The 12,589-nt window shown below is 33.8% G+C and carries 11 protein-coding genes; 4 read left to right on the forward strand and 7 right to left on the reverse strand.

The window, feature by feature from the left end; translation table 11 throughout:
* The first annotated feature begins 39 nt into the window (after positions 1–39).
* Positions 40–2,148: an ATP-dependent DNA helicase RecG gene (gene recG, locus P3875_RS06285; RefSeq protein ID WP_303443095.1), complete on the forward strand. Its 2,109-nt coding sequence runs from the start codon at positions 40–42 to the stop codon at positions 2,146–2,148.
* Positions 2,149–2,151: 3 nt separating this feature from the next.
* On the forward strand, positions 2,152–2,730 hold the full coding sequence (locus tag P3875_RS06290) for a non-canonical purine NTP diphosphatase (RefSeq protein ID WP_303443096.1): 579 nt from the start codon (positions 2,152–2,154) through the stop codon (positions 2,728–2,730).
* Positions 2,731–2,732: 2 nt separating this feature from the next.
* Here P3875_RS06290 and P3875_RS06295 read toward each other — a convergent pair whose 3' ends face one another.
* Positions 2,733–3,239, reverse strand: coding sequence for a hypothetical protein (locus P3875_RS06295; protein WP_303443097.1), 507 nt, complete (start codon positions 3,237–3,239; stop codon positions 2,733–2,735).
* Positions 3,240–3,352: 113 nt separating this feature from the next.
* Here P3875_RS06295 and P3875_RS06300 point away from each other — a divergent pair, with 113 nt between their 5' ends.
* Both P3875_RS06300 and P3875_RS06305 read left to right on the forward strand, forming a co-directional pair.
* Positions 3,353–5,170, forward strand: a complete 1,818-nt coding sequence (locus P3875_RS06300; protein WP_303443098.1) for a DEAD/DEAH box helicase — start codon at positions 3,353–3,355, stop codon at positions 5,168–5,170.
* Positions 5,171–5,248: 78 nt separating this feature from the next.
* The gene (locus P3875_RS06305) at positions 5,249–5,971 is read left to right on the forward strand and encodes a carboxypeptidase-like regulatory domain-containing protein (protein ID WP_303443099.1); all 723 of its coding nucleotides are present in this window, start codon (positions 5,249–5,251) and stop codon (positions 5,969–5,971) included.
* Positions 5,972–6,027: 56 nt separating this feature from the next.
* On the opposite strand, the gene P3875_RS06310 is transcribed toward P3875_RS06305, so the two are convergent.
* The 6 genes from P3875_RS06310 to P3875_RS06335 all read right to left on the reverse strand — a co-directional run bounded on the left by P3875_RS06310 (position 6,028) and on the right by P3875_RS06335 (position 12,571).
* A complete protein-coding gene (locus tag P3875_RS06310; RefSeq protein WP_303443100.1) occupies positions 6,028–7,824 on the reverse strand; it encodes an acyl-CoA dehydrogenase family protein in 1,797 nt (598 codons plus the stop codon).
* A gap of 52 nt (positions 7,825–7,876) precedes the next feature.
* Positions 7,877–8,053, reverse strand: coding sequence for a four helix bundle protein (locus P3875_RS06315; protein WP_303443101.1), 177 nt, complete (start codon positions 8,051–8,053; stop codon positions 7,877–7,879).
* On the reverse strand, positions 8,040–9,224 hold the full coding sequence (locus tag P3875_RS06320) for an acetyl-CoA C-acyltransferase (RefSeq protein WP_303443102.1): 1,185 nt from the start codon (positions 9,222–9,224) through the stop codon (positions 8,040–8,042). Before P3875_RS06320 ends, P3875_RS06315 begins: the two co-directional genes overlap by 14 nt.
* A 47-nt stretch (positions 9,225–9,271) precedes the next feature.
* The gene (locus tag P3875_RS06325; RefSeq protein ID WP_303443103.1) at positions 9,272–9,625 is read right to left on the reverse strand and encodes a four helix bundle protein; all 354 of its coding nucleotides are present in this window, start codon (positions 9,623–9,625) and stop codon (positions 9,272–9,274) included.
* Between the two features lie 105 nt (positions 9,626–9,730).
* Positions 9,731–12,121 carry a 3-hydroxyacyl-CoA dehydrogenase/enoyl-CoA hydratase family protein gene (locus P3875_RS06330; protein ID WP_303443104.1) on the reverse strand — a complete coding sequence of 797 codons (2,391 nt, stop codon included), beginning with the start codon at positions 12,119–12,121 and terminating at the stop codon, positions 9,731–9,733.
* 21 nt (positions 12,122–12,142) lie between these two features.
* Complete coding sequence (locus P3875_RS06335) at positions 12,143–12,571, reverse strand: MarR family winged helix-turn-helix transcriptional regulator (RefSeq protein ID WP_303443105.1); 429 nt, start codon at positions 12,569–12,571, stop codon at positions 12,143–12,145.
* Positions 12,572–12,589 lie beyond the last annotated feature (18 nt).

Genomic DNA, 12,589 nt, shown 5'->3' on the forward strand with positions numbered 1-12,589 from the left:
AAATTTGGGTAATAACTTTTAACTTTACAAAAAAAATTTATGCAGCAGCCTATTTTAGAAACACCTATTGAGTATTTAAAAGGAGTTGGTCCTCAACGTGCTGCTGTTTTAAAAAAAGAACTACAAATTTTTACCTATAAAAATTTAATTAATTTTTATCCTTACAAGTACTTAGATCGAACAAAATACTATAAAATTAATGAGTTAAATGCTGGTTTAACTGCAGAAATTCAGATAGTTGGAAAAATTATTAAGATTAAAACCGTTGAACAAAAACGCGGCAGTAGACTAGTAGCTGTTTTTACCGATGGTTTTGGTGAAATGGAGCTTGTTTGGTTTCAAGGACATAAATGGATCAAGGAAAATTTACAAATTAATGTTCCGTACGTAATTTTTGGAAAAATAAATCATTTTAACGGAATGTTTTCAATGCCGCACCCAGAAATGGAAACGGTTGATGAACATAAAAAAAGCATGCAAACTGCTTTGCAACCTGTTTATCCATCTACCGAAAAAATGGCACAAAAAAATATTTCTAACAAAAGCATAACTAAAATGATGCAGCAAGTTTTTATAGAAACGCATCATTTATTCAAAGAAGTTTTTCCTGAAGCTATAATTAACGAATTGCGATTATTGCCTAAAAACGAAGCGTTTTTTAATATTCATTTTCCAAAGAATGCCGATTTGTTAAATAGGGCACAGTTTAGATTAAAGTTCGAAGAATTATTTTTTATTCAGTTACAATTGCTTTCTAAAAATTTAGTTCGCAAACAAAAAATTAAAGGTTTTGCATTTAAAAATGTAGGTGATTTTTTTAACAACTTTTACCACAATCATTTACCATTTCCGCTTACAAATGCTCAAAAACGCGTTTTAAAAGAAATTAGACTTGATATGGCGCATGAAGCACAAATGAATCGTTTACTGCAAGGTGATGTTGGTGCAGGTAAAACCATTGTTGGCTTTATGAGTATGTTGCTTGCGCTAGACAACGGTTTTCAGGCATGTTTAATGGCCCCAACTGAAATTTTAGCTAATCAACACTTTTCTGGAATTAAAGAATTAGCCGATAAAATTAATGTGAATGTGGCATTACTAACAGGATCAACTAAAACTAAAGAACGCAACCAAATTCATGAAGATTTACTAAACGGAAATTTACATATTTTAATTGGTACACATGCATTGTTAGAAGATAAAGTGCAATTTAAAAATTTAGGATTATCAATTATCGATGAACAACACCGTTTTGGAGTAGAACAACGTTCTAAAATGTGGAATAAAAACATATTGCCACCACACGTTTTGGTTATGACTGCTACGCCAATACCACGAACTTTAGCTATGAGTTTGTATGGTGATTTAGACGTGTCGGTTATAGATGAATTACCGCCTGGAAGAAAACCTATTAAAACACTTCATTTTTTTGAAAGTAAACGTTTGCAAGTTTGGCATTTTATTAAAGAAGAAATAGCAAAAGGGAGACAAATTTATATTGTTTACCCACTTATTCAAGAAAGTGAAAAGTTAGACTACAAAAATTTAATGGAGGGTTATGATGCTATTGCACGTGATTTTCCTTTTCCGCAATATAGGGTAAGTGTAGTGCATGGACAAATGCCTGCCAAAGACAAAGATGCCGAAATGGAACGTTTTGTAAAAGGGGAGACTCATATAATGATTGCAACTACTGTGATTGAAGTAGGGGTAAACGTACCTAATGCATCAGTTATGATTATTGAAAGTGCCGAACGTTTTGGTTTAAGTCAATTGCATCAATTAAGGGGTAGGGTTGGACGCGGTGCCGAACAAAGCTATTGTGTTTTAATGACAGGAAATAAATTAAGCACCGATACAAAAGTAAGGATGGACGCTATGTGTAGAACAAATGATGGTTTTGAAATTTCAGAAATCGATTTAAAACTTCGTGGTCCAGGCGATATTATGGGAACCCAACAAAGTGGTGTTTTAAATTTACAAATTGCCGATTTAGTTAAAGATCAAGAACTATTAAAATTAGCCCGTATAAAGGCTATTGAATTATTAAAAGAAGATATCAATTTAGAAAAACCTGAACATCAGGCTTTAAAACAAGTTTTTGAAATACTGGCAAAGAAAAACAATATTTGGAATTATATAAGTTAATTTATGAAAATTATATTTGCATCAAACAATAAAAACAAGGTACAAGAAATTCAAAATCAAGTGCCAAAATCAATTGAAATAGTTACGTTAGAAGAAATTGGCTGTACCGAAGATATTGCCGAAACTGGTAAGACGTTAGAAGAAAATGCCATTATTAAAGCAAATTATATCACTGAAAAATACGGTTTACCTTGTTTTGCCGATGATACCGGATTAGAAATTGATGCTTTAAATGGTGAGCCTGGGGTTTATTCGGCCAGATATGCAGGCGAGGATAAAAATGCCGAAAAAAATATGGATTTGGTTTTACAAAAATTAGAAAATTCAGTAAACCGTAATGCTCAATTTAAAACCGTTATTGCTTTAAACATAAATAACGAACAACATTTGTTTAAGGGAATAGTTATAGGCAAAATTACAAACGAAAAAATAGGAACGAACGGTTTTGGTTACGATCCTATTTTTGAAGCTGAAAACTTGGGTAAAACTTTTGCAGAAATGACTATTGATGAAAAAAATAAACTAAGCCACCGTGGTAGAGCTGTAGAAAAATTAGTTGAGTTTTTGGTTAGATATAAGTAGAATTATTTTACAATCTCCTTTGAGCTTGGTTTAAATTGAATTTTTGGACTTAAGTTTGGAAAAAATTTCTTTATATCGTCAGATGATTTTCTCGATGTATTTATAAATGTCCAATTATTTCCATTATCATTTGAAATACCTATCAACATATATTTGCCAAGAATTTTAGCTTTTGGAGTTTGTAATAATAATTCTTCAACAATAGTTATCTGAACTTCATTATTAAAATATATAAACTCAGTAGGGTCAGAATAATTAATATCTAAAAGATAAAACCCTTCTTGTTTCATCTTCAAAAAGGTATTTTTTGTTATTTCTATTAATTGTTTTTTACCACCAGCCATTTCTTTTACTTTAGGATGAACAAAATTTGAAAACTCAACATAGTCTTCACTCAACATTGATTCCTTCATTTTTTGTATTTGGCTGTTAAAATTTTCATTTGAAGTTTGGGCGACAATTGATTTTGAAAAAAGTAAAGCGAACAATAAAATATATCTTAATACCATAAAATTTAATTCTTCTTAAAAAGAAACAAAATTCAAAAATAAATAATTTAACCTATCATTAATACAAATATCCGCAAAAAATACACTATCTTTGCAGCTATTTTAAAAATTATATGAATAAATTCCAAGAATTAGGATTAAACGAATTGCTTTTAAAAGCAATTCAGGACTTAGGTTTTGAAAACCCTTCAGAGGTTCAGGAAAAAGCTATTCCCTTATTGCTGCAACAAGATACAGATATCGTTGCATTGGCGCAAACGGGTACTGGGAAAACAGCTGCTTTCGGGTTTCCTCTTATTCAAAAAATTGATCCAGAGAACAGAAGCACACAGGCATTAATCCTATCGCCTACCAGAGAATTGTGTTTACAAATCACCAATGAAATTAAGCAATATTCTAAATATGTAAAGGGCTTACATACTGTTGCAGTTTATGGTGGTGCCAGCATAACAGAGCAGGCAAAAGAAGTAAAACGCGGTGCACAAATTATTGTGGCAACACCAGGGCGTATGCAAGATATGATTAACAGAAATCTTGTAAACATTAAAAACATTGAAACGTGTATCTTAGATGAGGCCGATGAAATGTTAAACATGGGATTCTATGAAGATATTACTTCTATTTTATCTGATACCCCAGACGAAAAGAATACATGGTTATTTTCTGCAACCATGCCACAAGAAGTTGCAAGAATTGCCAAAGAATTTATGAAACGTCCGCAAGAAATTACGGTTGGTCATAAAAACCAAGGTTCAGTTAACGTATCACACGAATATTATTTAGTAGGCGCTCGCGATCGTTACCCCGTTTTAAAGCGTTTAGCAGATATGAACCCAGATATTTTCTCGGTTGTATTTTGTAGAACCAAGCGCGACACGCAAGCTGTTGCCGAAAAGTTAATTGAGGATGGATACAATGCAGCTGCTTTACACGGCGATTTATCGCAAGCACAACGCGATGGTGTAATGAAAGCATTCCGCGGACGCCAAATTCAAATGTTAGTTGCTACTGATGTTGCTGCTCGTGGTATTGATGTTGATGATATTACCCACGTTATCAACTACCAATTACCAGACGAAATTGAAACGTACAACCACCGTTCTGGTCGTACAGGACGTGCAGGTAAAACAGGTACTTCCATCGTTATTGTAACAAAATCAGAATTCAAGAAAATTCAGATGATTGAACGAATCATTAAAACTAAATTCGTTCAAAAACCTATTCCTACCGGAATGGAAATTTGTGAAGTACAGTTAATTCACTTAGCTAATAAAGTTAAAGGAGTTGAGGTTGACGCAGAAATTGACAAATATCTTCCAAAAATTGAAGAATTATTAGGTGATTTAACGAAAGAAGAATTAATCAAAAAAATGTTTTCTGTAGAATTCAATCGTTTTATTGAATATTACAAAAAACAAAATACAATAGATTCTCCAAAATCTCGTGAAAAAGGGGAAGCTACTGTAAATTCAGACGGTTCTGTTCGTTACTTCTTAAACTTAGGAGCACGTGATAATTTTGATTGGATGAGTTTAAAAGACTTTTTACGTGATACTTTAGATTTAGGTCGTGATGATTTATTTAAAGTGGATGTAAAAGAAGGTTTCTCTTTCTTTAATACAGATGCTTCGCACAGCGAACGTATTATGGAAGTTTTAAACAATATGCACCACGAAGGTCGTCAGGTTAATGTTGAAATTTCAACAAGTGGTGGCGGTAGCGGTAGATCATCATCTCGTAGAGATCACAATAACCGTAGAGGAGATCGTGGTTTTGATCGTGGTGAACGCAGATCTTCAACAAAAGAACGTTCTTCAGATAAATCAGAACGTAGTTTAGAACGTAAATTTGGTCGCAGACGTGAAGATGATAGACCAGTACGCAACGAAAGAAGATCAGTACGTGGCGATCGTCCACGCAGAACAAACTAATTTAAGTTGTTAATATTTACAAAATAAATATCTAAAACTGCAAAATATCTTTTATTTTTGGTTCTTACTAAAAATTTTATGAGATATTTTGCAGTTTTCTTTTTGTTTCTTTTTTCAGTTTCAATTTCTGCCCAAGAAAAAAATATACAAGGTACCGTTTTAAGTGAACAAGGCTATATGCCCACAGCTCATGCTAATGTTGTAAACTTAAATTCTTTAAAAGTTACCAAAACCAATGCAAATGGCGTTTTTTCCATTTTAGCTAAAGTTAATGATACGCTACATATTTCGTTAGAAGGGTTTCGGTCGTTAAAAATAAAAGTTACAAACGATTGGTTTTTAGACGGTACTAAAAAAGTGTATTTAAAAGATTTGTCTACCGAATTAGACGAAGTAGTAATTAATTCCTTAAAACTTACAGGGATTTTATCAATAGATACAAAATTAATTGCTTTAGCCGATTATCCGTACGATAAAGATTTAGGCGCAACTGGTTTTACTGCTAATTATAATCGTGGATTTAACCCACTAAACGGTATTTACAATGCAATTAAAAGAAATTCTGAAGAGACTAAAAAAATCAATAAAATACGTAAAGAAGTGGAGTTGATTGAAATGATGAAGAAAAAATTTGATAGAGAAATGGTTGCAACATTATTAAATATTTCAAAAGAAGATATTGTTAAAATTTTACAACGTTGTAATTATTCAGAACGATTTATTTACACGGCCAACGATTTTCAAATATTTAATGCAGTAAACGAATGTTATGAAAATTATTTGTTAGGAACTAAAAAATAATTAAATAAAAGCGCCTTTAATTGATTTAGAAGGCGCTTTTACATTGATTTAACTAACTAAAAGCAATATTTATTTTCGTTAACAACTTTACTAGCTATAATTTCTTTTAAAGCAATTACGTTTGGTTGATTGTTGTATTTTGTAAATCTACGTAAACCCATTAACATCATACGTTGTTCGTCTTCTTGTGCAAACGATACAATGCCTTCTTTTCCTTTTGTATAAATAATATCAACCGCTTGGTACAAATACAATTTTGCCATTGCAATTTGTTCTGTTGCGTTTGCTTCGCCAATATTTTTCACTAATTTTTCGGTACGTAAAATTCCCGATTCTGCCATATAAATTTCAATTAACATATCGGCAGCAGCCATTAATAATTGTTGATGTTGATCTAATTCGGTTCCGTATTTTTGTACGGCAGATCCAGCAACCATTAAAAATGCTTTTTTAAGTTTAACCAACAATTCTTTTTCTTCGGCAAATAATTCAGAATAATCAGGAGTAGAAAAATCAGGAATTCCCATTAATTCTTCGCCCACTTTCATTGCTGGTCCTAATAAATCTACATGTCCTTTCATTGCTTTTTTAATAAGCATTCCCACTGTTAACATGCGATTAATTTCGTTTGTACCTTCGTAAATTCTTGAAATACGTGCATCTCTCCAAGCACTTTCCATTGGTGTATCTTCAGAAAAGCCCATTCCGCCAAAAATCTGAATTCCTTCATCAGTACAATGTTGCACATCTTCAGAAACGGCTACTTTTAAAATAGAACATTCAATAGCAAATTCCTCTACACCTTTTAATTCGGCTTCTTGATGTGAGTTTCCATCAGCTAAACGTGCATTAATTCGGTTTTCGATATCGCCAGCCGCACGGTAAGAAGCCGATTCACCTATGTAAGCATTAGTTGCTAAATCGGCAATTTTAGAACGTATTGCTCCAAAGTTTGCAATTGGAGTGTTAAATTGCATACGCTCGTTTGCATAATTAACAGCTTTTGTAAGTAAACGACGTTGTGAATCTAAACAAGCAGCGGCTAATTTTATACGGCCTACATTTAATGCATTCATTGCAATTTTAAAGCCTTCGCCACGCCCTCCTAACATGTTTTCAACGGGCACAATGGTATCGTTAAAAAACACCTGACGAGTTGAACTTGCGCGTATACCTAATTTATGTTCTTCTTCGCCTAATGTAATTCCGTTTGCATTGGCAGCATCATATTCTACAATAAAGCCAGTAATGTTTTTATCGTTTTCTATTCTTGCAAAAACAATCATTAAATGACAAAAACCTGCGTTTGAAATCCACATTTTTTGTCCGTTTATTTTGTACGATTTACCGTCGGCACTTAATTCGGCTTTTGTTTTACCCGAATTAGCATCAGAACCTGCACCTGGTTCGGTTAAACAATACGATCCAAACCATTCGCCTGAAGCAAGTTTAGGAACATACTTTAATTTTTGTTCTTCGGTTCCATACAACGTAATGGGCATAGTGCCAATACCTGTGTGTGCGCCAAAAGCGGTTGAAAAAGAACCAGTTGCTCCTGATATGTAATCGCAAGTAAGCATTGTTGATACAAACCCCATACCTAAACCACCGTAAGCTTCGGGAACAGCTACACCTAAAAAGCCAAGTTCACCAGCTTCTTTCATACATTCTTCTGTAAACGCGTAATCTTTCTTCTCGAAGCGTTCTTTGTTAGCCCATATTTTTCGATCGACAAATTCTTTAACAGAATCGCGCATCATTTTTTGTTCTTCCGAAAAATCTTCGGGTGTAAAAATGTTTTCTGCTAAGGTCTCTTTTACTAAAAATTGACCGCCACGTGTTATGTTTTCCATTGTTTACGTTTTTTTATGAAAAGAAAATAGAGTATAGATGATAGACAATAGTTTATTTCAAATTATTTTGAAAAGCCATAGTCAGGCGCTGAAATGCTTCTATTTTATTTTCAAGTTGATTAAATTGTTCTTGATTGATATAATTTCTATGTTTTGCGATATGTAATTGTGTAAGTAATTCAAAAGATGAACCTAAAGAAATATCTAAAAAATCTTTACAACAATTCATAAATTCCTGCTGTTCCTTGTCCTGTACCCACACACATGGTTACCATACCGTATTTGTTACCGCGGCGTTTCATTTCATCAAATAATTGAACCGATAATTTAGCACCAGTACAGCCAAGCGGATGGCCTAATGCTATGGCGCCACCGTTTACGTTTATAATATCAGGATTTAGGTCTAATTCGCGAATTACAGCTAGTGATTGCGCTGCAAAAGCTTCGTTAAGTTCAATTAATTCAATATCGTTTTGTTGTAAACCAGCTTGTTTTAGTGCTTTAGGAATTGCTTTTACAGGGCCAATACCCATAATACGCGGTTCAACACCTGCCGATGCAAAAGTTACTAAGCGTGCAATTGGTTCAAGATTAAGTTCTTTTACCATTTCTTCGCTCATTACTAAAACAAAGGCTGCACCATCACTCATTTGCGAAGAATTTCCTGCTGTTACAGAACCATCGGCTGCGAAAACTGGTTTTAATTTAGCTAATGCTTCTACATTTGTACCTGCACGCGGACCTTCGTCTTTTGTAACCGTATATGTTTTGGTTTCTTTTTTACCTTTTTCGTTAATAAAAGTATCTTCTACTGTAATTGGAACAATTTGCGTATCAAACTTGCCTTCGGCTTGTGCTTTTAATGCTTTCATATGCGATTGAAACGAAAATTCGTCTTGATCTTCGCGTGAAACCTTAAATTGTTTCGCAACGGCTTCGGCAGTTAACCCCATTCCCCAGTAATAATCTTCGTGTCCGGCAGCGGTAACTTTATAATCGGGTGTAGCGCGATAGCCGCCCATTGGTATAAAACTCATACTTTCGGCGCCACCAGCAATAATACAATGTGCCATGCCCGATTGTATTTTGGCAGTAGCCATTCCTATAGTTTCTAAACCAGAAGCACAGTAGCGGTTAACAGTTACACCAGGAACATCGGTAACTTTTAAGCCCATTAACGAAATTAATCGCGCCATGTTTAAACCTTGTTCGGCTTCGGGCATGGCGTTACCCACCATAACATCGTCTATACGGGTTTTATCTAATTGTGGCAGTTCGTTCATCATAAATTCAATGGTTTCGGCTGCCAACTCATCGGGTCTTTTAAAACGAAACAATCCTTTTGGAGCTTTTCCAACGGCTGTTCGGTATGCTTTTACTATATATGCTGTTTTTGTCATTTTGTGTGGAATTTGTATAATGTATGTTGTATAATGTATTATTGATATTAATTATCTAAAGAATTTTGTAGTTTAATAATCATATTTTGAATATGTTGAATTTCTGATTCAAAGGAAATGAATTGTTGTTCATTTATAAAACCAATGTTTTTTGAAATCAAAAGTTGAGTTTCTATTTCAAAACAAGATCCTAACGCGATACCTAAAAAGTTATTAAAATCTTTTGTTGATTTTCTTCCACATCCTTCAGCAATATTAGAAGGAATAGAAATAGCACATCTTCTTATTTGAGAAGTAATTCCAAATTGTTCTTCTCTAGGAAAAGAATTGGTAATTTGATATATCTGTGTTACCTCCTCCATTGCCTTTTGCCAAACTTTTAATTCTTTAAAATAATTCATGTTTTTTTTTGTGAATTTTATTTTTGTATAATTTATTTTATAAAAATGTTGTGCCTAAAGTGCTACATTATACAATTTACAACAATACATTATACAGTTAAATTTCTAATTTCTTAATGGTTTCCCCTTAGTTAGCATAAACTGAATTCGTTCTAACGTTTTACGTTCGGTACATAAACTTAAAAAAGCTTCGCGTTCTAAATCTAACAAATACTGTTCAGATACTAATGTAGGTTCCGATAAGTCACCACCAGCCATTACATATCCAAGTTTATTAGCAATTTTTTTATCGTGTTCAGAAATGTATTTTCCAGCCATCATACCATCGGTTCCAACCAAGAAAGCACCAAGTGCTTGTTTACTTAAAACTAAAACATCTTTGCGTGGTATAGGTTGTGTATAACCAGCTTCGGCCATTAATAAGGCATGTTTTTTAGCTTCAGCAATTTGTCGGTCTTTATTTACAACTACTATATCTTTAGTAGGTAAAAGCACCCCGTTGTTAAAACCTTCATAGGCCGATGTAGCCACTTTTGCAGTACCAATTGTTAAAAAATGTTCTTGTAAAATATTTAGTTTTACATCGTTCTTTTTAAATAAATCGGCAGCACGCATGGTCATTTCTTTAGTACCACCACCACCAGGAATAACACCTACACCAAATTCTACTAAACCAATATACGTTTCAGCAGCAGCAATAGCTTTATCGGCGTGCATGGTTAATTCACAACCACCACCTAATGTCATACCATGCGGAGCAGCTATCACTGGAATACCTGAATAACGCACGCGCATCATGGTATCTTGAAACGATTTAATAGCAAAGTTTAACTCGTCATATTCTTGTTCAACCGCCATCATAAAAATCATTCCGATATTAGCACCAACTGAAAAGTTTGCACCTTGATTGCCAATTACCAAACCACCGTATTCCTTTTCGGCTATATCTATCGCCTTATTAATTCCGCTGATTACTCCGCCGCCAATGGTATTCATTTTAGAATGAAATTCTAGGTTTAAAATACCATCGCCTAAATCAAACAAAGTAGTATCTGCATTGCCCCAAACTTTTTTGGTTTCGCGAATGTTGTTTAAAATGATAAAAGCATCTTGACCTGGTATTTTTTGTTGCGATTTTGAATTGATATCGTAATAATAAGTAGCGCCTTCTTTTACAGAATAGAACGATTTATTGCCTGATGCCAACATATCAGTAACCCAAGTAGCTACTGTTTCGCCGTTTTCTTTAATTAATTCAATACCTTTTTCTACACCAATGGCATCCCAAATTTGGAAAGGACCGTGTTCCCAACCAAATCCAGCTTTCATGGCATCGTCTATCTTATATAAATCATTGGTAATTTCAGGTACGCGATTAGAAACATACGCAAACAAACCTGCAAACGATTTGCGGTAAAAATCGCCCGCTTTATCTTTACCTTTTACCAATACTTTAAAACGATCAATAACATTGTCGATAGTTTTGGTAAGTTCTAATGTTTGGAAAGCTGCTTTTTTGTTTGGGCGATATTCAAGGGTATTCAAATCAAGTGATAAAATATCTTTATCTACTTTTTTATAGAAACCTTGTTTTGTTTTGCTGCCCAACCATTTATTTTCCATCATATGGCTAATGAAATTTGGCAGTTTAAACAACTCATGTGCTTCATCGTTAGGGCAATTATCATACAAACCATTGGCAACGTGTACTAAAGTATCTAAACCAACAACATCAACCGTACGGAAAGTTGCCGATTTTGGTCTACCAATAACTGGACCTGTTAGTTTATCAACTTCTTCAATAGTTAAATCCATTTCTTTTACTAAATGAAACAAACTCATAATACCATAAATACCAATACGGTTGCCTATAAAAGCTGGAGTATCTTTAGCTACTACTGATGTTTTTCCTAAGAATTTTTCACCGTAATTGTTTAAAAACGATAAAACTTCGGGCTTGGTTTTTGGTCCAGGAATAATTTCGAAAAGTTTTAAGTATCGAACCGGATTAAAAAAGTGCGTGCCACAGAAATGTTCTTGAAAATCTTGACTACGACCTTCGCTCATGAAATGAATTGGAATTCCAGAAGTATTTGATGTAATTAAAGTGCCAGGCGTACGGTGTTTTTCAATTTGTTCGTACACTAATTTTTTAATATCTAAACGTTCTACAACTACCTCAATAATCCAATCAACATCTTTAATTTTAGAAAGATCATCGGTTGTATTGCCCGTTGTAATGCGTTGTGCAAATTTTTGATCGTAAATAGGCGAGGGGCTTTGTTTTAAAGCTGTAGCCAAATTATCGTTAACAATACGGTTTTTAACAGCTTTATGGGTAAGTGTAAGCCCTTTTTTTTCTTCGGCATCGGTCAATTGGTTCGGGGCAATGTCTAGCAATAGTACGTTAACGCCTATGTTAGCAAAATGACAAGCTATGCCAGAACCCATGATTCCCGACCCAATTACAGCCACTTTTTTTATTAATCTGTTCATATTTATAGGTAGTTTGGTATTTTAAAATTTCTTTTTTTCGTTAATGATGAGCTGAATTTTCTCAGACATTTCAATAAAGGTATCAATTTGTTGTTGCGAAAAGGTTTCTAAAAGTTTATTATTAAAATTTAGAACCGTTTGTTTTGATAAACCTCTTTTTTCTACACCTAATGGAGTTAAGTAAATATTTACACCACGCCCATCTTTTGGGTTTTTCTTTTTAGTAATTAACCCTTTATCTTCCATTGTTTTTAGCGTTCGGGTTAAACTGGTAGGTTCCATACCTAAACGCGGTGCTAATGCGGTTGATGGTGTTCCTTCTTTATCTATGTTAAGCAATGCGTAACCCAGCGCCATGGTTGCACCGTATTTTGATGCTTCTTCGTTATACATACGGGCAATGGCTTGCCAAGTTGCTTTTATTACTGAATCTATTGTAGTGTTTTTCATTTTTAAGTGCTTAAACCT

The organism is Myroides sp. JBRI-B21084, assembly GCF_030545015.1.
Lineage (GTDB): Bacteria > Bacteroidota > Bacteroidia > Flavobacteriales > Flavobacteriaceae > Flavobacterium.

Excerpts from the sequence above, each read along its gene's own strand:
- recG (WP_303443095.1), top strand. The coding sequence starts at position 40 with ATGCAGCAGCCTATTTTAGAAACACCTATTGAGTATTTAAAAGGAGTT.
- P3875_RS06290 (WP_303443096.1), top strand. The coding sequence starts at position 2,152 with ATGAAAATTATATTTGCATCAAACAATAAAAACAAGGTACAAGAAATT.
- P3875_RS06295 (WP_303443097.1), bottom strand. The coding sequence starts at position 3,239 with ATGGTATTAAGATATATTTTATTGTTCGCTTTACTTTTTTCAAAATCA.
- P3875_RS06300 (WP_303443098.1), top strand. The coding sequence starts at position 3,353 with ATGAATAAATTCCAAGAATTAGGATTAAACGAATTGCTTTTAAAAGCA.
- P3875_RS06305 (WP_303443099.1), top strand. The coding sequence starts at position 5,249 with ATGAGATATTTTGCAGTTTTCTTTTTGTTTCTTTTTTCAGTTTCAATT.
- P3875_RS06310 (WP_303443100.1), bottom strand. The coding sequence starts at position 7,824 with ATGGAAAACATAACACGTGGCGGTCAATTTTTAGTAAAAGAGACCTTA.
- P3875_RS06315 (WP_303443101.1), bottom strand. The coding sequence starts at position 8,053 with ATGAATTGTTGTAAAGATTTTTTAGATATTTCTTTAGGTTCATCTTTT.
- P3875_RS06320 (WP_303443102.1), bottom strand. The coding sequence starts at position 9,224 with ATGACAAAAACAGCATATATAGTAAAAGCATACCGAACAGCCGTTGGA.
- P3875_RS06325 (WP_303443103.1), bottom strand. The coding sequence starts at position 9,625 with ATGAATTATTTTAAAGAATTAAAAGTTTGGCAAAAGGCAATGGAGGAG.
- P3875_RS06330 (WP_303443104.1), bottom strand. The coding sequence starts at position 12,121 with ATGAACAGATTAATAAAAAAAGTGGCTGTAATTGGGTCGGGAATCATG.
- P3875_RS06335 (WP_303443105.1), bottom strand. The coding sequence starts at position 12,571 with ATGAAAAACACTACAATAGATTCAGTAATAAAAGCAACTTGGCAAGCC.